Source organism: Streptomyces sp. NPDC002513 (genome assembly GCF_053595355.1).
The window spans coordinates 12,614-38,583 of the sequence record NZ_JBSFXK010000016.1 but is presented as its reverse complement, the minus strand read 5'-3'; the positions used below and the strand labels follow the sequence as shown (position 1 = coordinate 38,583).

General features: G+C 70.2%; 23 protein-coding genes. 8 read left to right on the top strand and 15 right to left on the bottom strand.

The window, feature by feature from the left end:
- Positions 1-29: 29 nt before the first annotated feature.
- Positions 30-659, top strand: coding sequence for a hypothetical protein (locus ACWD5Q_RS13840; RefSeq protein WP_451427192.1), 630 nt, complete (start codon positions 30-32; stop codon positions 657-659).
- A 206-nt stretch (positions 660-865) separates the two neighbouring features.
- Here the strand turns inward: ACWD5Q_RS13840 and ACWD5Q_RS13835 are convergent, their stop codons facing one another.
- From ACWD5Q_RS13835 to ACWD5Q_RS13780, 12 genes are all read right to left on the bottom strand, one after another.
- Positions 866-2,248 (bottom strand): nucleobase:cation symporter-2 family protein, encoded by a 1,383-nt coding sequence (locus ACWD5Q_RS13835; protein WP_451427191.1) that lies wholly within the window; start codon positions 2,246-2,248, stop codon positions 866-868.
- A 238-nt stretch (positions 2,249-2,486) separates the two neighbouring features.
- Positions 2,487-3,866: an 8-oxoguanine deaminase gene (locus tag ACWD5Q_RS13830; protein WP_451427190.1), complete on the bottom strand. Its 1,380-nt coding sequence runs from the start codon at positions 3,864-3,866 to the stop codon at positions 2,487-2,489.
- 148 nt (positions 3,867-4,014) lie between these two features.
- Positions 4,015-4,944, bottom strand: a complete 930-nt coding sequence (pucL, locus tag ACWD5Q_RS13825; protein WP_451427189.1) for a factor-independent urate hydroxylase — start codon at positions 4,942-4,944, stop codon at positions 4,015-4,017.
- A 6-nt stretch (positions 4,945-4,950) separates the two neighbouring features.
- Positions 4,951-5,358: a hydroxyisourate hydrolase gene (uraH, locus tag ACWD5Q_RS13820; protein WP_451427188.1), complete on the bottom strand. Its 408-nt coding sequence runs from the start codon at positions 5,356-5,358 to the stop codon at positions 4,951-4,953.
- 78 nt (positions 5,359-5,436) lie between these two features.
- A complete protein-coding gene (uraD, locus tag ACWD5Q_RS13815) occupies positions 5,437-5,946 on the bottom strand; it encodes a 2-oxo-4-hydroxy-4-carboxy-5-ureidoimidazoline decarboxylase (protein WP_451427187.1) in 510 nt (169 codons plus the stop codon).
- Positions 5,947-6,109: 163 nt separating this feature from the next.
- Positions 6,110-6,478, bottom strand: a complete 369-nt coding sequence (locus tag ACWD5Q_RS13810) for a helix-turn-helix domain-containing protein (protein ID WP_451427186.1) — start codon at positions 6,476-6,478, stop codon at positions 6,110-6,112.
- On the bottom strand, positions 6,475-6,726 hold the full coding sequence (locus tag ACWD5Q_RS13805; protein ID WP_451427185.1) for a hypothetical protein: 252 nt from the start codon (positions 6,724-6,726) through the stop codon (positions 6,475-6,477). Before ACWD5Q_RS13805 ends, ACWD5Q_RS13810 begins: the two co-directional genes overlap by 4 nt.
- A gap of 262 nt (positions 6,727-6,988) precedes the next feature.
- The gene (locus ACWD5Q_RS13800; RefSeq protein ID WP_451427184.1) at positions 6,989-8,194 is read right to left on the bottom strand and encodes a COG4705 family protein; all 1,206 of its coding nucleotides are present in this window, start codon (positions 8,192-8,194) and stop codon (positions 6,989-6,991) included.
- A gap of 608 nt (positions 8,195-8,802) precedes the next feature.
- A complete protein-coding gene (locus ACWD5Q_RS13795; RefSeq protein WP_451427183.1) occupies positions 8,803-10,110 on the bottom strand; it encodes an MFS transporter in 1,308 nt (435 codons plus the stop codon).
- Entirely contained in the window at positions 10,107-11,318 is a 1,212-nt protein-coding gene (locus ACWD5Q_RS13790) for a type III PLP-dependent enzyme (protein WP_451427182.1), read from the bottom strand. The genes ACWD5Q_RS13795 and ACWD5Q_RS13790 overlap by 4 nt, the downstream gene beginning before the upstream one ends.
- Complete coding sequence (locus tag ACWD5Q_RS13785; protein ID WP_451427181.1) at positions 11,315-13,012, bottom strand: IucA/IucC family protein; 1,698 nt, start codon at positions 13,010-13,012, stop codon at positions 11,315-11,317. The genes ACWD5Q_RS13790 and ACWD5Q_RS13785 overlap by 4 nt, the downstream gene beginning before the upstream one ends.
- A 37-nt stretch (positions 13,013-13,049) precedes the next feature.
- Positions 13,050-14,624 carry an IucA/IucC family protein gene (locus ACWD5Q_RS13780; RefSeq protein ID WP_451427180.1) on the bottom strand — a complete coding sequence of 525 codons (1,575 nt, stop codon included), beginning with the start codon at positions 14,622-14,624 and terminating at the stop codon, positions 13,050-13,052.
- A 408-nt stretch (positions 14,625-15,032) separates the two neighbouring features.
- Here ACWD5Q_RS13780 and ACWD5Q_RS13775 point away from each other — a divergent pair, with 408 nt between their 5' ends.
- The 6 genes from ACWD5Q_RS13775 (at position 15,033) to ACWD5Q_RS13750 (ending at position 21,488) form a co-directional block, all read left to right on the top strand.
- Positions 15,033-15,797, top strand: a complete 765-nt coding sequence (locus ACWD5Q_RS13775) for a response regulator transcription factor (protein WP_451427179.1) — start codon at positions 15,033-15,035, stop codon at positions 15,795-15,797.
- Complete coding sequence (locus tag ACWD5Q_RS13770; protein WP_451427178.1) at positions 15,794-17,332, top strand: sensor histidine kinase; 1,539 nt, start codon at positions 15,794-15,796, stop codon at positions 17,330-17,332. The genes ACWD5Q_RS13775 and ACWD5Q_RS13770 overlap by 4 nt, the downstream gene beginning before the upstream one ends.
- Before the next feature lie 230 nt (positions 17,333-17,562).
- Complete coding sequence (locus ACWD5Q_RS13765; protein ID WP_451427177.1) at positions 17,563-18,402, top strand: TIM barrel protein; 840 nt, start codon at positions 17,563-17,565, stop codon at positions 18,400-18,402.
- Between the two features lie 44 nt (positions 18,403-18,446).
- Positions 18,447-19,364 (top strand): 2-hydroxy-3-oxopropionate reductase, encoded by a 918-nt coding sequence (locus ACWD5Q_RS13760; protein WP_451427176.1) that lies wholly within the window; start codon positions 18,447-18,449, stop codon positions 19,362-19,364.
- Positions 19,365-19,664: 300 nt separating this feature from the next.
- Positions 19,665-19,910, top strand: a complete 246-nt coding sequence (locus ACWD5Q_RS13755; RefSeq protein WP_451427175.1) for a hypothetical protein — start codon at positions 19,665-19,667, stop codon at positions 19,908-19,910.
- A 708-nt stretch (positions 19,911-20,618) separates the two neighbouring features.
- Positions 20,619-21,488: an NAD(P)H-binding protein gene (locus tag ACWD5Q_RS13750; RefSeq protein ID WP_451427174.1), complete on the top strand. Its 870-nt coding sequence runs from the start codon at positions 20,619-20,621 to the stop codon at positions 21,486-21,488.
- A 49-nt stretch (positions 21,489-21,537) separates the two neighbouring features.
- On the opposite strand, the gene ACWD5Q_RS13745 is transcribed toward ACWD5Q_RS13750, so the two are convergent.
- Positions 21,538-22,365, bottom strand: a complete 828-nt coding sequence (locus ACWD5Q_RS13745; protein WP_451427266.1) for an ABC transporter permease — start codon at positions 22,363-22,365, stop codon at positions 21,538-21,540.
- Positions 22,366-22,370: 5 nt separating this feature from the next.
- Complete coding sequence (locus tag ACWD5Q_RS13740; RefSeq protein WP_451427173.1) at positions 22,371-23,330, bottom strand: ATP-binding cassette domain-containing protein; 960 nt, start codon at positions 23,328-23,330, stop codon at positions 22,371-22,373.
- A gap of 121 nt (positions 23,331-23,451) precedes the next feature.
- Between ACWD5Q_RS13740 and ACWD5Q_RS13735 the strand changes: the two genes are divergently transcribed.
- On the top strand, positions 23,452-24,066 hold the full coding sequence (locus ACWD5Q_RS13735) for a TetR/AcrR family transcriptional regulator (protein WP_451427172.1): 615 nt from the start codon (positions 23,452-23,454) through the stop codon (positions 24,064-24,066).
- A 124-nt stretch (positions 24,067-24,190) separates the two neighbouring features.
- On the opposite strand, the gene gcl is transcribed toward ACWD5Q_RS13735, so the two are convergent.
- Complete coding sequence (gene gcl, locus ACWD5Q_RS13730; RefSeq protein WP_451427171.1) at positions 24,191-25,930, bottom strand: glyoxylate carboligase; 1,740 nt, start codon at positions 25,928-25,930, stop codon at positions 24,191-24,193.
- Between the last annotated feature and the right edge of the window lie 40 nt (positions 25,931-25,970).

The window sequence follows — 25,970 nt, the reverse complement described above, 5'->3', positions numbered from 1 at the left end:
CCCTCTCCCCCGCGGGAAGGAAGCACCCCGTGACCCGACCGCCTACCGCCGTGCAGCAGCGCCTGATCGAGGCCGCCGACCCCGTCACGGGGCGGCTGAAGGGGACGGACGCCCAGCTCGCCGCGCTGGTGAAGCGGGGACTGGCCTTCCGGCATCCGCGTCCGCCGCACGACCACTTCCTGACCCCTGCGGGTCACCGCATACGGGAGACGCCCGTCGAGCGGACACCGGTGGCCGCCCCGGCTCCCGCCGACTCCGGCGTGTTCGCCGCGCGCGTCGGTGGCGAGGTGTCCGCGGACAGCGGGCCGGCCCGGCTGCGGGAGGTGCGCGGCGCCTGGCAGGGGCTGCTGGAGCTGCGCCGGATGACCCATCCGCACGGGGCCACGGACCGCCCGTGCGGCTGGGAGCGGACCCATCTGGTGCAGGCCGCCGCGCTCGCCCTGGAGGCGGCCGGGCACCGGCCCGCGACCGGGGAGCGGGGGGCGGGCTACCGGGTGCGGGCGACCCCCCAGCCGGAGGCGGTCGCCGTGCACGAGCCGGACCTCACGGCACTGCGCGCCTGCGCGGCCACGCTGGAGGAGGCGGGCTGGCAGGTCAGCGAGCACACGGAGCCGCGGACGCGGGCCCGATATCTGCTGGCGTCCCCGCGACGGGTGTGAGCGGCGTGCCGGGACGGGCGGCCGTGAGCGTCCCGTGGGAGCGGGGGAACGCGGGCTGCCGACCGCGCGTCCCGGGAGGGTGTGGCGCGTAGGCCGTCTCGTCGTACGCCCGCGTGCGTCGACGGCCGCCGCGGGGGTAGGGCGGTGGTGGCTGCCCTGCCCCCGCGGCTGTGCCGGGCGCGTCGCGCCGCGTCCTCCGCGGCCGTTCAGTGCGCGGTGGCCGTCCGTGTCCCGGCTATCTCCTCGCCCGTCTCCCTCGGGCGGGTCGTCTCCCGGGTGCCCCGGCCCCTGCCGAGGTGGTTGAAGACGAGGTTCAGCAGGACCGCCGCCACACAGCCCGTCGAGATGCCCGAGTCCAGGACGATCCGGGCCGTCTGCGGGAGCGCGTGGTAGAAGTGCGGCGCTGTGATCGGGATGATGCCGACGGCCAGCGAGACGGCCACGATCAGGGCGTTGCCGTCCTGGTCCAGGCCGGCCCGGATCAGGGTCTGGATGCCGCTCGCGGCCACCGAGCCGAACAGGACCACGCCCGCGCCGCCGAGCACCGGACGCGGTACGACGGCGATGAGGGAGGCGGCCATCGGGCACAGGCCCATCAGGACGAGGAATCCGCCGCCCGTGGCGACGACGTACCGGCTGCGGATGCGGGTCATGGCGACCAGGCCGATGTTCTGGGCGAAGGCGCTGCACATGAAGCCGTTGAAGAGGGGGCTGAGGGCCGAGCCGAGGGTGTCGGCGCGCAGACCCGCCGCGATGGTCTTCTCGTCCGCCGGGCGTTCGACGATCTCGCCCAGCGCCAGCATGTCCGCGGTCGACTCGGTCATCGAGACCGCCATCACCACGCACATCGACAGGATCGCGGCCAGGTGGAACCGGGGGGCACCGAAGTGGAACGGCGTCGGGAAGCCGATCACGGCCGCGTCCGCGACCGGGCCGAAGTCCGTGGCGCCGAAGGGGATCGCGACGACCGTACCGGCGATCAGGCCGAGCAGGACGGCGATCTGCTTGACGAAGCCCCGGGTGAACCGGCGCAGGAGGAGGACGAGGGCGAGGGTGATGCCCGCGAGGGTGAGGTGGGTCGACGAACCGTAGTCGGACGCCGCGGGGTCGGGGCCCTGTGCCCAGCCGAAGGCGACCGGGAGCAGCGACACGCCGATGAGGGTGATCACGGTGCCGGTGACGACCGGCGGGAAGAAGCGGACCGCCTTGCAGAAGAAGGGGGCCGCCAGGAAGCCGAGGAGCCCGGCGACGATCACCGCGCCGAAGATCACCGGCAGTGCGTCGGACTTGTCCTTGGCGGAGGCCACGATGGCGGTCATGGGCGCGACGCCGGCGAACGTGACGCCGTTGACGAACGGCAGCCGGGCGCCGATCTTCCAGATGCCGAGGGTCTGCAGAAAGGTGGCGAGGCCCGCGGTGAACAGGCAGGCGCCGGTGAGGAAGGTGAGGTCGGCGCCGGACAGGCCGATGGCCGCGCCGACGATCAGGGGCGGGGCGACGACTCCCGCGTACATGGCGGCCACGTGTTGCAGACCGCTGGTCGCCATCTTGAGGGCGGGGAGTTTCTCGTCTACGGGGTGGGCTGCCACGGTGGCTCCTCCGGTCGGTGGCACGTCGGCTGTGACGTGGGTGTCAAGGAGGTGGTGCGGCGGTCATGAGGGGGCTCCCGCGCGGCGGGGCCGCGCGAGGGGGCAGGGCCCCCGGGGGACGGGGACCGTTCCGGGGCACGCACGTTCTCGCGTGCCCCGGCGACGGCCGCCGTGGACCCCGCTCGGGTCCACGGCTCCCGGCCGGGAGCCGTCCCTCCCGGCCGGAGTCTTCGGCTGCTCAGCCCTGCGCGGCGATCCGCGCGAGGCGCTGGGCCTCTGCCCGCGTGGAGCGGGCGATGGCGTCCTCGTCGGCGTGCAGCAGCCGTCCGTTCTCGACGACAGGCTCACCGTTCACGAGGGAGAGCGTGACCGGGGCCGCCGCGCCGAAGACCAGCGCGGTCACCGGGTCGGCGATGGAGGCATGGGCCAGCGTGTCGAGCCTCCACAGCACGAGGTCGGCGAGCTTGCCCGGCTCCAGGGAACCGATCTGCGTGGCACGGCCGAGGACCTGGGCACCGCCGTAGGTGCCCAGGCGCAGCGCCTGGCGCGCGTTCAGGGCCGCTTCGCGGTGCGCGCCCAGGCGGTTGATCAGGAGCGCGTTGCGCAGTTCGGTGTGGAGCTCGCCGGACTCGTTGGACGCCGTGCCGTCGACGCCGAGGCCGACCGGGACGCCCGCCGCGAGCAGGTCGGGGACCCGGGCGATGCCCGCGCCCAGACGGGCGTTGGAGGACGGGCAGTGGGCGACGCCCGTCCTCGTCCGGGCGAAGGCCGCGATGTCGGAGTCGTTCATATGGACGCAGTGCGCCATCCACACGTCCTCACCGAGCCAGCCCGTCGACGCGAAGTAGTCGGTGGGGCCCATGCCGAACAACTCGTGGCAGAACTTCTCCTCCTCGACCGTCTCCGAGCCGTGGGTGTGCAGCCGTACGCCCTTGCGCCGCGCCAGCTCGGCGCCCTGCCTCATGAGTTCGGTCGAGACGGAGAAGGGGGAACAGGGCGCCACCGCCACCTGGGTCATGGCGTCGAAGGAGGGGTCGTGATGCTCGTCGATGGTCGCCTCGGTGGCGGCCAGCGCGCCGTCGAGGGACTCGACGGCGAAGTCCGGCGGCAGACCGCCGTCCGTCTCGCCGCGGTCCATGGAGCCGCGGGCGAGGGTGAAGCGGATGCCCGTCTCGCGGGCGGCGCGGATGAGGGCGCCGGACAGGTCGCCGCAGCCCCGCGGGTAGACGTAGTGGTGGTCCATGGCGGTGGTCACCCCGCCGCGGGCCATCATGGCGAGCGATCCCTGCGCGGCCGCGCGGACCATCGGCTCGTCGATGCGGGCCCAGACCGGGTAGAGCGCGACGAGCCAGTCGAAGAGGTTGTGGTCCGTGGCCAGGCCCCGGGTGATCCACTGGTAGAAGTGGTGGTGCGTGTTGACCAGGCCCGGTGTGACGAGGTGGCCGGAGGCGTCGATCCGGCGTGCGACGCCCTCCAGGCCCTCGGGGGCCCGGCCCGCGCCGACCGCCTCGATGCGGTTGCCGGCGACGACGACATGGCCCACGGCGTACTCGGTGTCGTCTGCGTCCACGGTCGCGATCGCACAGTTCTCGATGACGATGCGCTGGGCTGCTGCCATGGTTCGTCCTTTTCGCTCTGTGGAGAGGGCACGGCAGGACCCCGGGAGTTTGAGTGCCGCGGCCCGGCGCCGGTCGGGGACCGGCCCGGTCGGCCGCGGGTGCCGAAGGAGGGGTGCCCCCGGGGCTGCCGGGGGCACCGACGCAGGCCTACAGGTTGGTGAGGTCCACCGGGATTCTCGCCTCGCAGCCGTCGCGCAGCACGGTGGCCTCGATCAGGCCGTACGGCCGGTCGGCGGCGTAGTACACGGCTCCCTCGGCGGTGTCGTTCTTCAGCCCGAACGGCTCGAGGTCCACCAGGAAGTGGTGCTTGTTCGGGAGGGAGAAGCGGACCTCGTCGATCTCGCCGCGGTGCTCGATGATGCGCGTGCCCATCTGGTACAGGGTCTGCTGGAGCGACAGGGAGTAGGTCTCGGCGAAGGCCTGGAGCAGGTGCTTCTTCGTCTCCTCGTAGGACTTCTCCCAGTCCGGCGTCTTCTGGGCGTCGTCGCTCCAGCCGAAGCGCCAGCGGCCGGTGACGGACGTGGCCAGGATGCGGTCGTACGCCTCGGGCAGGGTCGTGTACTTGTCCTTGACGTAGCCCCAGAACTCGGAGTCGGTCGAGTTCATCACCGTCAGGTCCGTCAGGCCCGAGACCACCTCCCAGGACGAGCCGTCGTAGGTGATCTGTGTCAGACGGGTCTCCTGGCCCCTGCGGACGAAGGAGTGCGCGCCCCGCCCCGCGTGCTCGATCCGGTCCCAGGCGTACTCCTCGATCCGGATCCGGGCGCGGTGGATGGGGTCCTGGGACGTCACGAAGTGGCGGGCGAGGTGGATGCCGAACTGTTCGGCGGAGTCGATGCCGTGCTCCTTGGCGAACGCGTACACCGTGTTCTTGGTGGTGTCGGTCGGCAGGACGTGGGCGTTGGAGCCGGAGTGGTGGACCTCGTCCATGTCGCCGGAGAGCGAGACGGACACGTTGAGGTCCCTGATGTGGTGGGTGGTGCCGTCCCGCGTGATCCTGACGACTCGGTTCTCGGCCTTGCCGTACTGGTTCTGTCCCAGGACCACCGGGCGGGTGGGACGGGAAACGTCTGCCATTCTCTGCTAGCTCCCTCGGTAAACGGAGTAGCCGAACGGGTTGAGCAGCAGCGGTACGTGGTAGTGCTCCCCCGGCATGACGGCGAACGTGATCGTCACCTCCGGGAAGAACGCTCCCGGGACACCGCTGTCCCGATTCGCGGGGGCGTCCTGCTGCGCCTCGGCTTGCTTCTTCTCAAACCTTGCGAAATACGCCTCGACGGCGAAGTCGAGCCGTACGTGGGTGGTCCCCTCCGGCGGGGCCGGGAGGTCCTTGCACCGGCCGTCCGCGTCGGTCGCGGAGCCGCCGAGTGCCTGCCAGTCCGCGTCCCGGCCCGAGCGGGCGAGGAGGTGGACGGCGACGCCCGGGGCGGGGCGGCCGACGCTGGTGTCCAGGATGTGCGTGGACACGGAGGCGGTGGTCTCGGTGTTCATGCGCTTTCCTCTTCAGGCGGTGTCGAGGAGTCCGGCGGGTTCTTGTCGGACGGTGTCCTGGCGTCCGGCGGGTTCTCGTCAGACGGTGTCGAGCAGTCGGGCGAGCCGGATACGGTTGATCTTCCCCAGCTCGGTGCGGACGATCTCCCGTTCCTGTTCCGGCGTGTTGCCGATCCGCTCCTTGACCGCGTCCCGCATCTGCTCTCCGGTCTTCCCGGTGGCGCAGATCAGGAAGACATGCCCGAACTTCTCCTGGTACGCGAGGTTGAGTTCGAGCATCTCCGCCCTGAGCCCCTCCGAGGCGCCGGCCATGCCACGCTGCTCCCGGGCCGATGCGGGGTCGCCCGGCTTGGGGCGGCCGATCGGCGGGTGCCCGGCCATCGCCTCCTCGAGGTCCGCGGTGGTCAGTTCGGCCATGGCCGCGTCACCTGCGGCGTAGAGGTCGTCGGGGGTGCGGTAGGGGCGTGCGGCGAGCAGCCGAGCGGCCCATGCCGTGGAGGCGCACGCCTCGTGGAGGGCGGCCAAGGCCGCAGGCTCCTCAAGGGCGTTGAACCGGGCCAGGCCCGGCGGCGTGGAAGTCGACGTCACGGGTGCCTCCGTGGCCTTGGGGCTGAACGGGCTGCGAACAGCTAACGCCCTCCACTCGACAGCGTCAACACTCTGTTGAAAATTCGGAGTAACAAAAAACGCCGCCCGGATCACGGGCGGCGACGCGTCGGACAGGGCTCCGCACAGAGCACAACGGCCCTGGTCAGGACCCCTTCTCGCGGTTGAGGTAGTTGTAGACGGTGAAGCGGCTCACGCCGAGGGCGCTCGCGACGGTCTCCACGCCGTGGCGCACGGAGAAGGCGCCGCGCGCCTCCAGGGTCCGTACGATCTCCTGCTTGGCCTTGCGGTCCAGTCCGGCCAGCGGCCTGCCGCGCCCCCGCTCCATCGCGGCGAGGATGTGATCGAGCGAGTCGGCGAGCTGCGGCAGACGCACGGCGACGACGTCGGCGCCCTCCCAGGCGAGCACCACGTCGTCGGGTCCGGCCTGGTCCGGCGGCAGCATCTCCCCGCCCATGGCGTCGACCAGCGGCTTCACGGCCGTGATGAAGGGTTCGTCCCCCGCCCCGGTCACCTGCCGGCCTCCGCGACCACGTTGACCTGCAACGAGATCCGGGTGGCACCGGCCTCCAAGGCCTTGCGCAGCAGCGCGTCCACGGCGGTGAGCACCGTGTCGGCGCGGCCCTCGGCGGTGTTGCCGAACGGACCGACGTCCACGGTGTCCAGTTCGGCCGCCTCGACGACCTCCCGGGCGACCAGCGCGTGCGCGGGCGCCTCGTCGAGATCGAAGGGCTCGGTCGTGAACTCCACTCTCAGTCGCATCGCGCCCCCAAAAAACCCTCTGACCTGCACCTTTACCCCGAGTACCCATCGCGAGGGCACATCAGGGCACAACGTGGAGGCATCGGTCCACCGCACCACAGCCACGATGCGCCGCAGGCCGATCAGTTCCACGGCGACGGAGCCGGTTCGCCCGTCACGAGGCGACCCTAACCGACCAGCACATGCCCCCGCGCTCAACCATTCGACCTGTCGACTGCCCCGGCGCAGGAGGTGCGTCGAGGCGGTCCGTCATCGTGGTGGATCAGCCGAGTGAGGTGAGGAGGGTGTTGAGTGCCTTGACCTCGGTGGCCTTGTCGGGGTTCGGGGCGCGTAGCGCCTTCAGGACGTGGTCGATTTCGCTGTCGAGGAAGTGCCAGGACTGCTCGCTCTTGGGCTCAAGGGTGGGCTGGTCGTCGTCCCAAGCCGTCTCGAGGTCGGTCACGCGGGTGGTCGCGGCTGACTGGTTGCCCGCATTGACCCTTGCCAGGGTGTCAGCTGCGATGGTGCGGAACTTCGCGATCTCAGCCGGAGGGAACGGGGACGTCGCCTGCTTCGGGGTGAGGTGGGCGGTTACTGGTGCGGGGGTGTCAGCCTCGCTGGCCGCGGCCGCGTGGGGCTGCTGGTGCGCCCAGACGAGAAGCGCCGCGGTGGCGACCGCCACGACGGCGTAGTAACCGAGCATGATCCGCTCACGCGCCGGGTTCAGCGTCCGTGGGGTATGGGTCAGGTCGTGGGTCTCGATGACATCGCTGCGGCTGAGCGTGAGGTACAGGACCGTAGCGAGGATCGCAGCCAGGAAGATCACACTGGTCACCGCGGTGCCGAGGCCCAGGCCGCCGTCGCCGCCGGGCGAGCCGAGCCAGTCACCGAGGTTGGCACCGAGCGGGCGAGTGAGGATGTAGGCCAGCCAGAAGGAGAGCACCGCGTTGGCGCCGAGGCGCCATGCGAGGACGATCGCGACGATCAACCCGAGAGGCAGGAGCACGGAGACGCCCGGGGTCCAGCCGGTCAGGTCCAGGGTCCAGTCGCCGGTCGCGGTGCCGAGGGCAAAAGTGACCAGGACCGCGAGCCAGTAGAAGAGTTCACGGGGACGGGTGGTGATGGTGTGCACCGACAGGGTCCGCTCGCGGGCGTACCAGATCCCGAAGACAACGGCGAGGACAGCGGCGAACACGCTACTGCTCAGCGCGAGGGGAACGCCCTGGCTGTCGGTGAGGATGTCGGTGTAGAGGGTACCGGTCACGCTCACCACCACGACGGTGAGCCAGTACACGAACGGGACATAGCGCTTGGTGGTGAGTTGCCAGCCCAGGACGCCAGCCAGAACGACGGTGAAGATCAAGGCGGTGTTGATCAGGCCGACGCCGAGGTTCATGTTGATCCAGTCGGCGAAGCTTTCGCCGACCGTGGTGCACAGGATCTTGATGATCCAGAACCAGATCGTGACCTCGGGAACCTTGTTCAGCATCTGCTTGGCAGGCGTCCGAAGACTCTCGGTTGTCGTCGTAGTTGTCATGTAAGCCTCACATAGAACGGGCGGCAGCACAGAGGGGCGCCCCTCACGTCTGCGGAACGGTAACTGTCTACACATGTGTAGACAAATGTGACCTCGGATCCGCAGGGCGGCGGGACGACTTCAATTGCCCGTCGAGCCCATTCGGGCCGCGCCGCCGGGGCGATATCCGTGACACGATTCACATTCTCGGAATTGCCTCCGCTTTTGCTCTTTCCTCGCCCCCAGCCAGCCCAAAGGATGCGTGGAACCAATTCGAGTTGCTCGTCGGCTCGCTGCTGGTCTCGTGGCCGGGTGTCCGCCTCTGGAACCACAGGGCTCCCAGACGTTTCATCGGTCATACCGCCCGACCATGCCACGGGGCACCTGAACGCATCCTGACTACTGGCGCGCTTCACCCACCCCGCCCGTCCCGTACGGGCGCCATGGCGCCATGGCGCCATACAGCCACATACATCCCATATCGGGCCGCCGCGACGCCGGCCTCGTCCGAGTCGGCGGCGTGGGGAGGGGAGAACGGGCAGGGTCTCGACAGATGACTGACACCGGCCCCCGTGGATGCGTCAGGCGTCGGGCTGCCGGTCCCCTGTCGGCTGGGCTGAGGCGAAGGGTGAGCTGGTGACGGAGGCCGTTCCTGTGATGCGGATCCGCCGTTGAATTCGGCCTGTGATCAGGGCGGAGAGCGCGAGCGCCGAGGACGCCGAGATGACGCCGCCCAGGACCAGGGTGGAGCGGACGCCCAGGGAGTCCGACACCAGGCCGACCAGCGGGGCGCCGATGGGGGTGCCGCCGAGGAGGACGAGGAAGTAGACGGACATGACGCGGCCCCGCAGATGTGGGTCGGCGTGGAGCTGGATCAGTGCGTTGGCGGTGGTGGTCACGGTCACCGCGGCGATACCAGTGGGGATCAGCAGGACCATGAACGAGCCGTAGTCCGGCATCAGGCACTGCGCTGCTTCCAGTACCCCGAAGACGATCGTGGTGGAGATGAGACGGCGTGCGGTGGGGGGGTTGGAGCAGCGTGCCCCGTAGATCGCGCCGATGAGGCTGCCCACGGCGTATGCGGCGGAGAGGCAACCGAACGCGGCTGGTCCCGTATGGAAGGCCGCGACGGCGACGAGCGAGAGGGTGACCTGGAAGTTGAGGCCGAAGGTGCCGACGAAGGCGATGAGACTGATCGGCAGGAGCAGTTCCGGGGTCGAGGTGATGTGGCGGAAGGCGTCACGCAGTCGGGTACGGCCGGGTGGTCGGGGGCGGCCGGGGCCCGGCGGGTCGTCCGTACGGATGGTGACCAGGCCGTAGAGGACGGCCAGGTACGAGGCCGCGTTCACGAGGAACACCGAGCCCGTGCCGAAGGCGGCGACGGTCAGGCCGGCGAGGGCGGGGCCGAGAGTGCGGGCCACGTTGAACTGAGCGGAGTTCAGGCTGACCGCGGTGGCCACGCACTCCCGGTCGACCAGTTCGGAGATGTAGGCGTTGCGGGCAGGACTGTCCACGGCGGTGGCGGTGCCGAGGACGAAGGCCAGCACGTAGACGGACAGCAGGTTCACCGCGCCGGTGACGGTCAGCAGTCCGAGCAGGAGTGACTGCACTCCCATGGCCGTCTGGGTCAGAAACAGGATCCGTCGTTTGGGGTACCGGTCGGCGAGGATGCCTCCGGTCAGGCCGAACAGGGTCTGCGGCAGGAACTGCAGTGCGGTCAGGACGCCGACCGCACTTCCGCTGTTGCCGGTGAGGTGGAGGACGAGCAGGTCCTGGGCGGCGCGCTGCATCCACGTACCGATGGTGGAGGTCAGCTGCCCGAGCAGGTAGCGACGGAAGTTCCGGACGGCGAGTGTGGCCGTCACCGGCGTGCGGGAGCCCGCGCTCATGACATCTGATGGGCGTATGCGCCCGGGACGGACACCTCCACATCGTCGACGTGATGGAAGGTCGGGTGCGGGTGCATGAGGAACGCGTGGTGGGAGATGTTCCAGGCGTAGGCGCCGGCCAGGGCGAAGGCGACGCGGTCGCCGACGCGCAGCCGTTCGACCGTGACACGGCGGGCAAGGACGTCCTTGGGCGTGCACAGCTGTCCGACCAGCGTCACCGGCTCGTTACGGACCTCCGGTCGGTCCCAGGGCCGGAGCCAGACATCGTCGGGGATCACCTCGAAGGGCTGGTCGTGCTGTTTCGCGGCAGGGGTGCGCAGATGGTGGGTGCCTCCGCGCAGCACGGCGAACGCCTCCCCGCGGCTGAACTTGACGTCCAGGACCTGGGCGACGTACCAGCCGCAGTACGCGGTGACCGAGCGGCCGGGTTCGATCCGCAGCGTGAGGCGCGGATGGCGGGTCAGGATCCGGACCAGTCCCGCGCCGAACGCGGACCAGTCGAACACCTCGTGGGGGTGGGTGTAGTCGACGCCCATTCCCCCTCCGACGTTCACCTCGGCCAGGTCTACCGCGCGTTCGTGAGCCCAGCCCTCGGCCCAGGTCAGGATCTTGTCGATCAGGGCCAGTTGGGCCTGGGCCTGAAATCCGCTGGCCAGGTGGAGATGCAGGCCGCGCAGACGGATGCGCGGGTCGGAGGCGATCAGCTCCAGGCAGCCGTCCAGGTGCGCCGGATCCATGCCGAAGGGGCTCGGGTGACCGCCCATGGCGAGGGCGACATGGCCCAAGTCGACAGGTAGGTTGACGCGCAGGACGATGTCGGCGCTCCGGTCGCCCAGCAGGGTGGTGAGGAGACGTAGTTCGTGTGCGCTCTCGATGTGCAGACGTTCCACTCCGGCTTCCAGTGCCTGGACCAGCTCTGCCCGCGTCTTGCCGGGGCCTCCGAAGGCGAGCGGCATAGCGGGGACGAGCCCGCGGACGTGGTTCAGTTCGCCGCCGGAGGCCACCTCGAGTCCGTCGATGTGCGCGGCCAGGGTCTGCAGGATTCGGGGATCGGAGTTGGCCTTGGCCGCGTACAGCAGCTCGACGCGTTCCGGCAGTGCGGCCCGGATCGCGTGAACGTGCTCGCGCAGGGCCGGGAGGTCGTAGACGTACGCGGGCAGGTCGTCGTCGGTCAGCCGGCCGAAGTGGTCGAGCAGCGCGGGCCTCACCGGATCACCTCCCGGGGAAAGTCCGCGCCGAGCGGGCTGGGTAGCGGGACGTAGGTGGCATGCCGGTCGGCCTGGCGGCCCCAGCGCAGCAGCAGGTTGGCCTTGGCGGGCAGCGGTACGCCGGACAGCAGGGCGCGCAGGCGTGGCGGTTCGGCGGCGGTGCGGGCGTAGGCGTCGAGGTGGTCGCGGACCAGGCCCCAGAGGACGGGTTCCAGCGTCGGGTCGAGGTCGGCCAGGGCGCCGAGCACTTCGGCGGCATGGTTGACCAGGAGGCAGTAGGCGACCCGGTTCCAGCCGCGTTCGGGGTCGTAGGTGAGGGGACCCCGCACGTCCTTCGGCAGGTCGGCGAGGCTGAGCCGGTGATGGCCGGGCAGGAGCTTTGTGCCTTCCAGGTCGCGGAAGAGCATCTGCGCCGGAGTGCCGTCGGCGTTCACCCCGACGACGACGTTCTGCAGGTGGGGTTCCAGGACGACGCCGTGTTCGAAGTAAGCGGCCAGCACCGGTGGCAGCAGCAGTCGTAGGTACGCGTCCCACCAGGCCAGGACGTCCCCGTCGCCGCGGGCGAGCAGATGGGAGACGTGGGCTGTACTGATCGGGTACTCGTCCGCCACCGCGGCGGCGAGCAGGGGTGTCACCCCGGGACGCAGATGGTGGCGCAGGCCGGAGCGGACGATGACGCCGAGGCCCTCCAGGAGAGCGGTGTCGCCGGCGGTGTCGAGGGTGCGGTAGCCGGGCTCGGCCAGGAGCGCACACCCGGGGAATCGGCCGGCGAGTTCGGCGAAGACGGGCTGGAGCAGGCGGTTGAGGGTCACGGCACCGGACAGCTCGTAACTGGCGTGCTTGCGGACGCAGTTGGTCAGGCGGACGTTCAGGCTGAACTTGAGGAAGGTGTCGCTGTCGGGGTCGTACAGCGTGCGCACCGATGCGGTCGGCACCAGCTCCGGTCCGCTCACTCCGGTGTCGACGACATCGCCGACGGCCGCTGCCTCCCGTAGCCGGTCGTGGCCCTGAAGCAGCCGGTACTGCCAGGGATGCACCGGCAGTATCACGAATCCCGGATCGCACGCCGGGTGCAGCGCGTCCATCTCCCGCAACTCACCCTCCTCACGTACGAGATGGCGGCGCACGGCCAGGTAGCGCAGGCGGAAGCGCGCGCCGGTCTCCGGGCCGTACGCCAGCCAGTCCGCCGGGTCACCGGTGCGAGACTTGGGAGTGGGGTGGAAGCGATGGCCGAACACGAGGGACTGCTCCGACGCGACGTACGGATCGGGGTGCGGCGAGGCGCCCGCCCGCTCCTCCAGCGCGGTACGGATCGTCTCGCGGCTGTCGGCGACCTGGCTCAGGAACTCCTCGTTGGCGGCCCCCGTGCGCAGTTCCAGTTCGTCCTGGATGTATCCGGCCAGCTCTTTCCAGCCGACCGTCACCCAGGAGTCGTCGTCGAGCCGCTGCACCGGGCCCTGGAAGCGGTGGGCTCCGATCAGTGAGACCCTGCGCAGCGGGGAACGCAGCAGGATGCCCCGGCGGGGCAGACGCAGCAGGAGGTGGTCGTCGTCGTCGACCGTCACCTGATGTTCGGGGGCTGACACCTCGCGCATCAGGCAGTTGAGCAGCGTGTGGGCGGTGACGGTGTCGGCTGTCGTCACGGGCGTGCTGGCGCCGGTCGTGGTGGCGTGGGTGGCAGTTCCGGTGTTCATACGGTCGCTCCAGGGGGACAGCGGTCGGTGCAGGGCATCAACGGCACAGCGCCAGGGGGTTGGGGACGGACGTCCACTGCGCCTTGCCCGGGTTCTCGGCCAGGCGCATGGCGATGGTCGCCTTCAGCGGCATCGTGTCGCCGAAGAACGCCGCCGCATCCTCCTGGTCCGGCAGACCGGCGTACACCCGGCGGCCGGCCTCGGCCACCGCGCCCCACAGCGCCCGGGGATCGGCCGCCCGCGTCCGGCTGAGGACGGCGACCAGCTCGCTGAAGACTCCGCTGATCAGGCCGCCGAACAGCTTGGTGTGCAGCGCGGCCGCGTCATCGCCCGCGCGGGTGCCGAGCAGCGGCGGCAGCGTGAAACCACACCGGGCCAGGCGGCGTGGGCTGACCCGTACGCCGTCCAGATCCCGGTACAGCACCCGCACCGGCCGCCCGTCTCGCAGCACGACCAGGGTGTTCTGGCCGTGCGCCTCCAGCGCCACCCCCATGGACAGCAGCGTCAGAGCGGGCGGCAGCACGAGCCCGGCGAAGTCCGCCAGCCAGCGCACCGGGTCACCCGACACCATGGCGGCCCCGGTCGCGTGGACGGCCGTGAGCGGAACCGCGATCTCTCCGGCGTCGAGGTGGCGCTCGGTCGACTCCCGGATCATTGCCGCCAGGCTCTCGGAGGGCAGCCCGTCCACGCGCACCGCGCCGCCGCCCAGCTCCCGCAGGATGCGCAGGCTGCCGCCGTACCCGGCCTTGTCGATGACGGCCGCGACCAGGTCGGACAGAGGGGGCCCGTCGGCGACCTCGGCCGGGGAGATGGTGCGTCGGTAATTGGTGACCTGCACGTCGAGCGCCGTCTTGAAGTGGCAGCCCGGCAGGACGTCCAGCGGGGCGAGGGTGCGCAGCGACAGCAGCGGCCGGGCCGGGATCGTCTCCTCCACGACGGCCAGGTCGGGCTGGTGCACGAGCATGTGGTTCCGCTGCCAGGGGTGCAGCGGGAGGAGGATCGTGTCGCCGTCACGCAGTACTCGCGGCCACGTGCCGGCGCCCTGCCAGCGGTCGGCCGGGACACGGAGCAGCGCCAGCCGGACGACGGGGTGGTGCTCGGGGGCGTACGCGAGCACGTCGGCGATCGACATGCCGGTACGTGTCCGGCAGCAGGGATGCTGCGGGTGACCGTCGACGACCGCCTGCTCGGCATCTGCCGAGTCCTTCGGCGGGACCCTTGCGCCGGCGTTCGCGGCCCGGGCCAGGGCCAGGTTGACCACGCTGTTGTCCAGCTCGGCCGCCAGTCGCTCCGCCGCAGGGGTACGCAGGCCCAACTGAGCCAGCAGCTCCGCCGGCCCCCTGATCGGCCCCTTTGGCCCGGACACGGCGAAGTCGTCGGGCACCTCGGCGAACGGCCGCGCACTGGACTCGGCCGCCGCGAGTGAACCGCCCCGCCGCAACTCGACCACCACGGCGTCGGACTCCCGGCGATGCCCGGTCACGCCGGGCAGGGGTTCTCGTACCAGAGCGCCCCACAGCCGGCCCAGCACGGTGGCGCGTGCTCCCGGCAGCGCGGTCGTGAAGGGCTCCGCCAGGTCCGGGCGCGTGCGGCGTAGTTCATCAATGGGCATGGGGCATCCCAGGTGCTCGTTGGGGGCGCTTACCGCGCGGTGCTCCAGCGGCACCGGCCGGGCAACCGACGCTACGGGAAGACGATCAAGCGGAATGCCAGAGCACATACAGCGTGGATCCCGAATTCCTCCGATGAAGCGCTTTTCCTTCCTCACCTCCGGCCGATTCCACCGAGAGGGCCTTCATGTCACGCGGTCCGGCCTCACCTCGGTTTTCGGCTGTCACCTGCGGGATCGGACACCGCCGTCCGCGACCTTAACCCGCGGCTTACTCCCCGCTGTCCATGTCCTGGATGTCGTCATCGCGCCGCGCTTGAGCGGCTACGCCGACCGTGGAGGATCACCGGCTCGGGGGAGGTTACGGCGTTTGCGCCACACCTTTCGGCCGAGGTCTGTGAGCCTTTCTGCATGCGTGTCTTGCTGATCGAGGACGACGACCGGGTGGCCGGACCGTTGACGGAGGGACTGCGCCGTTTCGGATTCACCGTCGAACACGCCGGAAACGGGGCCGACGGCCTCGCCGCGCCGGAGGCGGAGATGGTGCTGCTGGACCTGGGGCTGCCCGACATGGACGGTATCGACGTCTGCCGTGCCCTCCGCTCCCGCTCGTCCGTGCCGATCATCATGATCACTGCCAGAGACGACGAGGTGGACCGGGTGCTCGGTCTTGAGCTGGGCGCGGACGACTACGTCTCCAAACCGTTCGGGGTGCGGGAGCTCGTCGCCCGGATCCGTGCCGTCACCCGCCGCGCCCGCCCTCCCGTGCCGGACACCCGCCATGAAGAGCCGCAGACCTCGGATGACCTGGCACAACAACCCGGTACGTCCCACCTCCAGCGGATCGGCCCGCTGACCATCGACCATCGCACCCGGCAGGTACACCTGCACCGGATGCCCATCACCCTCGCGCCCAAGGAGTTCGACCTCCTCGTCTGTCTCGCCGAAGACCCCGGAGCCGTCTGCCCCCGCCGGCAGATTCTCGACACGGCCTGGGAACCGAACTTCTTCGGCCCCACCAAGACCCTGGACGTCCACATCGCCGCGTTGCGCCGCAAACTCGGTGACTCCTCCTGGATCGAGAACATCCGCGGAATCGGCTTCCGCCTGGTCCCCCCGGCGCACATCGACACCACGGCCGGCGCGGATTCGGGGCACGGCGGAGGGCCCCGGTGACGCGTCGCCTTCTGCTCAGCCATCTGAGCCTGATGCTGTTCGTCCTGCTCGCGCTCGAAGTGCCGTTCGGCATCCTCTACGCCCGCAGCGAGCTGTCCCGCTTCTCCGATGCGGCGCAGCAGGGGGCGATGACGCTCGCCGAGGTCTGCGAGGACAAGATGGAGCACGGGCTGACGGCCGACCTGCCCGAACTGGCCCGCGCGTACGGGCAGCGCACCGGCAGTCGCGTGCTCGTCGCCGGCCACAAGGGCACCGTCCTCACCGACACCGCTGCCCGTGCCCCGGTCGGCAGGGACCTGTCCGCCGAGCCGGACATCTCTACCGCACTGCGCGATCAGCCCGCCGTCGGCACCCGCAGCGACCCGTCCACAGGCGGCGAAGTCCTCACCGTCACCGTGCCGGGTGGCTCCAACGCCACCGTCGCCTGTGTGGTGCGAACGGTGTATGCGCTGGGCACGCTCAGGGCAAAGGTCCACGCCACCTGGCTGGTCCTCGCCGCGGTAGGGCTCGGGGTGCTGGCCGCCGTCTCCCTGATCGGCTTCGTGCTCGCCCGCTCGATCACCCGTCCCGTCCGAGCCCTGGAACGCGCCACGGCACAACTCGCCGAAGGCCGGATCACCGATCCGCCGGCCGCGGATCACGGGCCGCCGGAACTACGCCGGCTCGCCGCGTCGTTCACGAGAACCGCGACCCGGCTCCAGCACCTGCTCCAAGCTCAGCAGGCGTTCGCCTCCGAGGCATCCCACCAGTTGAAGACTCCCCTGACCTCACTGCGCCTGCGCCTGGAGAATTTCGAGCCGTACCTCGCCCCCTGTGCCCACGACAGCCTCGAGGAGGCCGTGGGGGAGCTGGAGCGGCTCAGTCGTATGGTGCAGGGGCTGCTCGCGCTCGCCCGACTGGAGAACTCCGCGATCAGGCCGGAGGCGGTCGATCTCAACGCCGTCGTCGCCGATCGCGCGGCCATCTGGGCGGCATTCGCCGACGAGCAGCAGGTCGACATCATCGTCTCCGGGGCCACAGCCGTACACGTGTGGGCGGTCCCGGGGGCACTGGAGCAGATCATCGACAATCTGCTGTCCAACGCGCTGCGCGTGTCCCCGCCGGGAACCGCCATCACGCTGGCAACCGCCACCGCCCCGAGAGCAGGCAGCCGCATCCCACCCGTGGCCGAACTCCATGTGATCGACCAAGGGCCCGGCATGTCCGAAGCCGAACGGCACAGAGCCTTCGACCGGTTCTGGCGGGCCGCTGATGCCGACCACGACGGCACGGGCCTCGGCCTGCCGATGGTCCGGCAACTCTCCCGTGCCGGCGGTGGCGAGGTCACGCTGGAGACAGCCCCCGGCGGTGGGCTCGACGCCGTCGTCCGCCTTCAGCACGCCGGGAGCCGCCCTCACCAGGAACGCCTGGACACCCCTGCGGACGCCGACTCCGCGGGCCGCCCACGTCACCAACCACCCACGCCGGCACTGTTCGCTGCCCTTGAGGGGCGGGACGTGCGCCGCACGACGCGACCTGTGCGGGTGAGGCCCTGACCTGGCATTACACGCCTGTACGAGGGCACATCGAAGGCCTCCACCGGGACGGTGCCGCCCGGTCCATCACGAGGTGACCCCAATCGGCACGAGGTTGCGCCCGCTCCCCTCCAGCTCCGTGCGACAAGCGGCTTCCGCCCCCTTGACAAGCGGCACCACAGCGCGACAGCCTTCCGTTAAGCAAAAAAGTAATTCCATAATACGGAAGGAAAGGAGAAGGGGTGTCGCCGATGGGATTCGCCGGCCAGCGCTTCACCGTCAATCTGTCGATCCTCTTCACGGAGCTCCCGCTGCTGGAACGCCCCGCGGCCGCCGCCGCGGCGGGCTTCTCCGCGGTCGAGCTGTGGTGGCCCTGGGTCGACTCGCCCACCCCGGAGCGGTCCGAGCTGGACGCACTGGCGAAGGCGGTCGAAACCGCGGGGGTGCGGCTGACGGGACTGAACTTCTACGCCGGCCGGCTGCCGGGCCCGGACCGCGGCGCCCTGTCCGTCCCCGGCGAGGAGTCGGCGAGGTTCCGCGCCAACATCGAGGTGGCGGCGGACTTCGCCGGGTCGCTGGGCTGCACCGCCCTGAACGCCCTGTACGGCAACCGCGTCGACGGCGTGGACCCGGCCGAGCAGGACGCGCTGGCCCTTCAGAACCTGGCACTCGCGGCCCGCGCCGCCGACCGTATCGGCGCGATGCTCCTCGTCGAGGCGCTGAACAGGCCGGAGTCCCCGCGCTACCCGCTGGTGTCGGCCCCGGCCGCCGTAGCCATCGTCGACAAGGTGAACGAGGCGACCGGCCTCGGCAACGCGAAGTTCCTGATGGACCTCTACCACCTGTCGATGAACGGCGAGGATGTGCCGTCGGTGATCGAGCGGTACACGCCGAAGACCGGGCACGTCCAGATCGCCGACAACCCGGGACGCGGAGCGCCGGGGACGGGTTCGCTCCCGCTGGCGGACCTCCTCGACCGGCTAGCGAAGGCGGGCTACGACGGCTGGACCGGCCTGGAGTACAAGCCCGGCGACAGGACCGGCGAGGAGACCTTCGCCTGGCTGCCGGCAACCGCCCGCGCGGCCCGCTGAGCTTCGACCCGCAGACGCAGCAGAGCAGTCAGAGAGGCACCCTCATGAGCATCACGCCCCCAGACACCTCCCGCCCGGCCCGTCCGGCGGTCGCCTGGATCGGCCTCGGCATCATGGGCTCCCCCATGGCCGAGAACCTGATCAAAGCGGGATACGACGTCACCGGATACACCCTGGAGCGGGAGAAGCTGGACCGGCTGACCGCCGCCGGCGGCACGGCGGCCGCCTCGGTCGCCGAGGCCGTACGCGACGCCGACGTGATCATCACCATGGTGCCGGCGTCCCCCCAGGTCGAGGCGGTCGCCTACGGCCCCGACGGCATCCTGGAGAACGCGCGGTCCGGCGCCCTGCTGATCGACATGTCGTCGATCACCCCGCAGACCTCGATCGACCTGGCCGAGAACGCGCGGAGGAAGGGCATCCGCGTCCTCGACGCGCCGGTGTCCGGCGGCGAGGCAGGCGCGATCGAGGCCGTGCTGTCCATCATGGTCGGCGGCGAACAGGCCGATTTCGAGACGGCGAAGCCGCTCTTGACGGCACTGGGCAGGACCATCGTGCTGTGCGGCCCGCACGGTTCGGGTCAGACCGTGAAGGCCGCGAACCAGCTCATCGTCGCCGTGAACATCCAGGCGTGCGCCGAGGCCGTGGTCTTCCTGGAGAGGTCCGGAGTGGATCTGAAGGCGGCCCTGGAGGTGCTGGGCGGCGGGCTGGCGGGCTCGACCGTGCTGGCCCGCAAGAAGGACAACTTCCTGAACCGCGACTTCACCCCCGGATTCCGCATCGATCTGCACCACAAGGACATGGGCATCGTCACGGACGCCGCCCGCACCGTGGGTGCCGCTCTGCCGGTCGGTGCCGTGGTCGCCCAACTGGTCACCTCCCTGCGCGCGCAGGGCGACGGCGGCCTGGACCACTCGGCCCTGCTGCGGGGCGTGGAACGCCTCTCGGGCACCCGGATCTGAGCCCTCGCACCCCAGACCTCCGGGTGGTGCCGTCGCCGACACCTGTCCTGTCGCGCCCAGGCGCCGGCACCACCCGGAAACCTCCTCTTGCACCCAACCCCTGCGCGTGTCCGCATATTGACATTCCGTCAGGTGAGGGGGAGCGTTCCGGAACCGTCGCACCCGCCGCGGTCCCCGCCCCCAGACCGAGAGCGCCGGAAGTCCCCCACGCCGGGAGGCGCCGGGCGCGGATCGTTCCGCGTCCGGCGCTTTCCCCGTGTCCGGGGTGCGGATCGCGCCCGGGGGCAGGAGGCTGAAGACATGGAACAGTCATCGCAGCATCCGCACATCGTGGTGCACGCCCCGGCCCTGGACGGATCCCGGCGGGTCACCGAGGGCGACGTCACCCTCGGACTCGCCAGCCACCTCGACGACGTCGTCGAGATCCTTCGCCTGGCCGACCTGGACCGGATCGAGGTCGAGGAGAGCGACCTCATCGAGTGGCAGGGCGGCGGGCCGGACGAGTGGCCGGGGCTGTCGGAGCACGACCTCGAAGAGACGGAATAGACCTCGCGGGCCGGACAGGCCGAACGGGCCTAACGGGCGGCGGAGACCGCAAGCCGAAGAGACCTACGGACGGCGGAGACCGCAAGCCGAAGAGACCGAAGAGAGCACAGGCCGCAGGGGCCGAACAGAACCAAGAGAACCACGCGATCGAAAAGACCGCCTGCACCGATATGCGTAGGCGGTCTACGCAACCCTCAAGTCATCCTCTGAACACCGGCCGAGAGGCTTCAACTCCCCTGCCTGGCGGGCAGATTATCGACACACGGGGCCCGCCGAAACGGGGGCGGCGGGCCCCGCCGGAGGGGTCGGGACGGCGCTTCGGCGACGACCCGGGCGCGGCGAGGGACGGGGGTACCGCGACGCGCCGGACCCCTCCGGGGCCGACAGAGCGAGGGGCGACCCGCATCACGCGGGGACGCCCCTCGCTGCCGCCTTCCTTGACCTGCGGCTGCCCCTCGAGCATCTCAGACCCTTTCGCAGCAAGGCACTTGACACGGTGCCGAAGTATCTGTTCTCGACAGTGCGCGGGGCCTCTCGCAGCTTGGTCAAACCTCGCTTGACCAACGTCGGTTCCGGCTCTTTGGAACGTCGAAACTCCAAAATCGAGCACTGGAACTCCATTATGGAGAGCAGAATGTCGGCAGTGTTGGCCTTGGGAGCTCCGCTCCTCCGCGGAGGCTCCACCGGACCCAGGAAGGGACGGATGGCGTGACCATCCTCGTGACAGGAGCGACAGGCAACGTCGGACGCCTGGTGGTCGATCAGCTCGTCAAGGCGGGGGCGAGCGTACGGGCGCTGACCCGTGATCCCGGCGCCGCGGCCCTCCCCACGGACGTCGAGGTGGCCGCCGGGGACCTCACCCGGCCCTCGAGTCTGACGGAGGCGCTCGACGGCGTGGACCGCATGTACCTCTTCCCCGTGGCGGAGACCGCGCGGGAGGTCGTCGACCTGGCCAAGCGCGCCGGAGTGCGGCGGATCGTCGTGCTGTCGTCCGGTGCCGTGACCACCGGATACGACACCGACTTCCACCTCCCGGTGGAGCAGGCCGTGGAGGCCTCCGGACTGGAGTGGACCCATGTGCGGCCCGGCGAGTTCGCGCTCAACAAGCTCTGGCTGTGGGGCCCGTCGATCCGGGCGGAACGTGTGGTGCGTGACCCCTACCCGAGCGCGGCCGGGTACCTAACGCACGAGAGGGACATCGCCGATGTGGCCACCATCGCCCTGCTGGAGGACGGGCACGCGGCCCGGGCCTACACGCTCTGCGGTCCCGCTCTGATCGACGCCCGGGAACAGGTGCGCACCATCGCGGAGGCCATCGGCGAGGAGATCCGCTTCGAGCAGGTCACGCCCGACCAGGCCCGCGAGATCTACCGGAAGCAGGGTGGATTCGCGGCGGCCAATGCCGACTTCCTGCTCGGCTTCGAGGACTACTCGGGGGTCGAGACGGACCCCTCCGACGCACACGAGAAGGGGGAGCCCGAGGCGCCCGTGGAGATGCCGACCGCCGAGCCGGTCACCGGCAGGCCGGCCAGGACGTTCGCACAGTGGGCGCGCGATCACGCCCACGACTTCCGCTGACCCGCCGGGGTCCGGCTCCGCCGCGAGGACGGAGCCGGACCCCGAGGAGTCAGCCGCCGAGGTTGCGCCAGCGCCTGACGGAGAGCGGCAGGAAGACGACGATGATCAGCAGCGGCCAGGCGATCGCCAGCAGGAGGGAGTGGTGCGCCGGCCACGAACCCTCCGCGCGCCCGGGATCGCCGAACAGCCGGCCGCACGCCCCGACCGTGGCCGACAGGGGGTTCCACTCGGCGATCACCCGCAGCCACACGGGCATCTGGGACGGCGAGACGAAGGTGTTGGCCAGCAGTGAGATCGGGTAGAGCGGGATGAACGCGGCACCCGCCGCCTCCTGCGGGACCAGCAGGCCCAGGTAGATCCCCACCCAGATGAGCGAGAAACGCAGCAGAAGCAGCAGGCCGACCGCCGCCAGGGCCTGCGCGAGACCATGGTGCCAGCGCCACCCGATGGCAAGCCCGCACAGCACGAGGAGGAACAGTTCCACCGCCGAGTGGAACATGTCGGCGAAGTTGCGCCCGAGCACCACCGCCGCCGAGGACATGGGCATGGAGCGGAACCGGTCGGTGACTCCTCTGGCCACGTCGTTGGTGACGATCGTCAACGTGGTCACCGCGCCGAAGAGCATCGTCTGTCCGAACAGGCCCGGCATCAGGAACTGGCGGTAATCGCCGCCCCCCGGCACCTTCATGGCGCTGCCGAAGATGAAGCCGAAGATCAGCACGACCATGATCGGCCAGAAGAGGCTGTACACCAGGACGAAGGGCTTGCGGGTCCAGTGGACGAGGTTCCGCCGGAGCAGGACGCCGGCATCGGTCACGATCCAGCGGAGCGATGCGATCCGGTTCTTGGGGATGGCCGGAGCGGGGAGTGCGGTCAGGGACGTCACGCCAGGGTCTCCTCGGACTGGGGACGGGCCGTCAGATGCAGAAAGGCCTCGTCGAGTGTGGGACGGCGGAGCGAGATGTCCTCGATCTCGATCCCGGCCTGGTTCAGAGCACCGACCACTTCGAGGAGGGCGGCGGTACGGTCGGACACCGGGATGTTGATCCGCCTGGACTCCCCGTCGACCTCGGGCTCGGTTCCGGCGATCCGGTCGAGCAAGGCCGTCGCCACCGGTAACGACCGGGCGTCCCGGAGCACCAGATCGATCCGGTCCCCGCCGACGAGCGACTTCAGGCGCTCCGGAGTGTCGTCGGCGATCACCCTGCCTCGCGCGATCACGGCGATCTGGTACGCCAACTGATCCGCCTCCTCCAGGTACTGCGTGGTCAGCAGGACGGTCGTCCCGCCTGCGGCGAGGGCGCGGACGGATCGCCAGACCTCGTTGCGGCCGGCCGGATCGAGGCCTGTCGTGGGCTCGTCGAGGAACATGACCGCAGGCGCCAGCATGAAGGCGGCGGCGAGGTCGAGCCGCCGGCGCATGCCGCCCGAGTAGCCTCCGGCCCGCCGGTCGGCGGCCTCGACGAGCCCGAACTGGTCGAGCAGTTGACCCGCTCTCTCGCGCGCACCCCTGGGACCGAGGTGGTTCAGCCGGCCCCACATCTCCAGGTTTTCCCGGCCGGTGAGGATCTCGTCGACGGTCGACCGCTGCCCGGCCAACCCGATCCGGTAGCGCACCTGCGCGGGCTGCGCCAGGACATCGAACCCGGCGACGGTGGCCCTGCCGCTGTCAGCCCGTAACAAGGTGCTCAGCACCCGTACCGCTGTGGTCTTGCCCGCGCCGTTCGGTCCGAGCAGACCGCACACGGTCCCCTCCGGTACCTCCAGCGAGAACCCGTCGAGGGCGTTGACCTTGCCAAAGCGCTTGCACAGCAGCTCTGCGGTCAGAGCGAACGTGGACATCGCAGCACCTTCCCTGGGACTGTCCACGCCAAAATAGTACTGCGAGTTCCATTATGGAACATCAATGGCCTATTTTGGTAAGCGCTGGCCTCTCCCACAGACTCTGGTTAGGCTGCCCTACATGCCGAGCACCGTGCCCCCACACGCGGCACCCGCGGAGTCACGAGTCCGCGCACGCACACGCCGCGCCATCCTGACGGCCGCCGCGTCGCTTCTGGCCAGGAACCGTGGCGCGACGCTTGCGGAGATCGCTGAAGCCGCCGACGTGGGACGGACGAGCCTGCACCGCTACTTCCCGGACCGTGAATCGCTGATCAACGCGGTCATCAAGGACTCGGCCAGCGTGATGAGTCAGGCGATCCAGGAGGCCCGGCTGGACGACGACGAGCCGGTGCAGACCCTGCGCCGGCTCGTCGCGACGATGTTCGACGTCGGCGACCACCTCCTCTTCCTGTTCAGCGATCCGGGCGTGCGCACCACCTTCGAGAACCTGAGCGAGCCGGGAGCGAGAGCCGACGCCGTGGCCCGGCTGATCGAACGAGGCTGCGCCGCGGGGGTCTTCGACTCCAAGGTGAGCAGCGCCTGGATCGAGAGCGTGTTCTGGGCCCTCGTCTACGCCGGCTGCGACGCCGTGAACAAAGGGCGACTCCCACGGCACGAGGCCCTGAACTCGGTGCTGCGCAGTCTTGAGAGCGGCATTCGCGTCAAGGGCGCCGGAGCAGCACCCGACGTCTGATCTCGCGTCATATGAGCTTCGACGTCACTCTTCGCGCAGAGCGCGACGGGGCCGGCCCCGAGTGGGGCCGGCCCCCGCTGACCTGCTCCTTTGCCAGATCACTACGCCACTGCCGGCGCGGCCGCTAATCGTTCCCCTCGAACTCGACCACGGCGCTGATGTCGTTGGTGGCCGACATGGAGATGTTGGTGACGCGCTCCAGGATCGCCTCGACGACGACCGGCACCCGGTGCTCGGCGGCGAGCTTCCCGGCCTGCTCGAAGGCGGCGCCCAGCTCGGCCGGGTCGGTCACCCGGATCGCCTTGCAGCCGAGGCCCTCGGCGACCTTGACGTGGTCGACGCCGTAGACGCCCAGCTCGGGCGAGTTGATGTTCTCGAACTCCAGATTGACCTGGAAGTCGATGTCGAACGCCCGCTGCGCCTGACGGATCAGGCCCAGATAGGCGTTGTTCACCAGGACGTGGATGTACGGGATCCGGTGCTGGGCTCCGACGGCCAGCTCCTCGATCATGAACTGGAAGTCGTAGTCGCCGGAGAGGGCGACGACGGACGCCTCCGGATCGGCCGTGGCAACGCCCAGTGCGGCCGGGACGGTCCAGCCGAGGGGACCGGCCTGACCGCAGTTGATCCAGTGGCGGGGCCGGAAGACGTGCAGCATCTGGGCGCCGGCGATCTGGGAGAGGCCGATGGTGGAGACATACCGGGTCTCGGGACCGAAGGCCTTGTTCATCTCCTCGTAGACCCGCTGCGGCTTGATCGGGATGTCGTCGAAGTGTGTACGGCGCCGGAGGCGGGCCTTTCGCTCCCGGGCGGCGGCGGCCCAGTCGTCCCGGCCGGGCAGCCGTCCGGCCGCCTTCGACTCCCGTGCCACCTCCACGAACAGTTCGAGCGCGGCCTTGGCGTCGGAGGTGATGCCGTAGTCGGGGGCGAAGATCCTGCCGATCTGGGTGGGCTCGATGTCGACGTGGACGAAGGTCCGGCCGGCCGTGTAGACGTCGAGCCTGCCGGTGTGGCGGTTGGCCCAGCGGTTGCCGATGCCGAGGACGAAGTCGGACTCCAGGAAGGTCGCGTTGCCGTAGCGGTGCGAGGTCTGCAGGCCGACCATGCCGGCGTTCAGTTCGTGGTCGTCCGGGATGACACCCCAGCCCATCAGGGTCGGCACGACCGGAATGCCCGTCAGTTCGGCGAATTCCACGAGGAGTTCGGCGGCGTCCGCGGTGATGACTCCGCCGCCGGCGACGATCAGCGGCCGCTGCGAGGCGTTGAGCAGCGCCATCGCCTTCTCGATCTGGGCGCGGGTGGCGGCGGGCCGGTGGACGGGCAGCGGTGCGTATGTCTCCGGGTCGAACTCGATCTCGGTGAGCTGGACGTCGACGGGCAGGTCGACGAGGACCGGTCCGGGCCGGCCCGAGCGCATGAGATGGAAGGCCTTCTGGAAGACGCCCGGGACCTGGGCGGCCTCCAGCACGGTGACGGCCATCTTCGTGACCGGCCTCGCGATGGAGGCGATGTCGACGGCCTGGAAGTCCTCCTTGTGGATCACCGCGGTCGGGGCCTGGCCGGTGATGCAGAGGATCGGAATGGAGTCACCGGTCGCCGAGTAGAGCCCGGTGATCATGTCGGTGCCGGCCGGACCGGAGGTGCCGACGCACACGCCGATGGCCCCGGGACGGGTGCGGGTGTAGCCCTCCGCCATGTGGGACGCGCCCTCGACATGGCGGGCGAGGGTGTGGTGGATCCCGCCGGAGGCCTTCAGGGCCGCGTAGAAGGGGTTGATCGCCGCACCCGGCACCCCGAACGCGTGGCTGACGCCCTCCCGCTTGAGGATCTCGACTGCCGCGCGGGCAGCGGTCATACGAGCCATGGAGTACTCCTGCTTCGGCTGTCGGACTCGCGCTCCCGTC

Coding starts and splice junctions, on each gene's coding strand:
- ACWD5Q_RS13830 (WP_451427190.1), bottom strand. CDS start 3,866: ATGGCAGCAGCCCAGCGCATCGTCATCGAGAACTGTGCGATCGCGACC.
- pucL (WP_451427189.1), bottom strand. CDS start 4,944: ATGGCAGACGTTTCCCGTCCCACCCGCCCGGTGGTCCTGGGACAGAAC.
- uraH (WP_451427188.1), bottom strand. CDS start 5,358: ATGAACACCGAGACCACCGCCTCCGTGTCCACGCACATCCTGGACACC.
- ACWD5Q_RS13805 (WP_451427185.1), bottom strand. CDS start 6,726: ATGCGACTGAGAGTGGAGTTCACGACCGAGCCCTTCGATCTCGACGAG.
- ACWD5Q_RS13800 (WP_451427184.1), bottom strand. CDS start 8,194: ATGCTGAACAAGGTTCCCGAGGTCACGATCTGGTTCTGGATCATCAAG.
- ACWD5Q_RS13795 (WP_451427183.1), bottom strand. CDS start 10,110: ATGAGCGCGGGCTCCCGCACGCCGGTGACGGCCACACTCGCCGTCCGG.
- ACWD5Q_RS13785 (WP_451427181.1), bottom strand. CDS start 13,012: ATGAACACCGGAACTGCCACCCACGCCACCACGACCGGCGCCAGCACG.
- ACWD5Q_RS13780 (WP_451427180.1), bottom strand. CDS start 14,624: ATGCCCATTGATGAACTACGCCGCACGCGCCCGGACCTGGCGGAGCCC.
- ACWD5Q_RS13775 (WP_451427179.1), top strand. CDS start 15,033: ATGCGTGTCTTGCTGATCGAGGACGACGACCGGGTGGCCGGACCGTTG.
- ACWD5Q_RS13765 (WP_451427177.1), top strand. CDS start 17,563: ATGGGATTCGCCGGCCAGCGCTTCACCGTCAATCTGTCGATCCTCTTC.
- ACWD5Q_RS13760 (WP_451427176.1), top strand. CDS start 18,447: ATGAGCATCACGCCCCCAGACACCTCCCGCCCGGCCCGTCCGGCGGTC.
- ACWD5Q_RS13755 (WP_451427175.1), top strand. CDS start 19,665: ATGGAACAGTCATCGCAGCATCCGCACATCGTGGTGCACGCCCCGGCC.
- ACWD5Q_RS13740 (WP_451427173.1), bottom strand. CDS start 23,330: ATGTCCACGTTCGCTCTGACCGCAGAGCTGCTGTGCAAGCGCTTTGGC.
- ACWD5Q_RS13735 (WP_451427172.1), top strand. CDS start 23,452: ATGCCGAGCACCGTGCCCCCACACGCGGCACCCGCGGAGTCACGAGTC.
- gcl (WP_451427171.1), bottom strand. CDS start 25,930: ATGGCTCGTATGACCGCTGCCCGCGCGGCAGTCGAGATCCTCAAGCGG.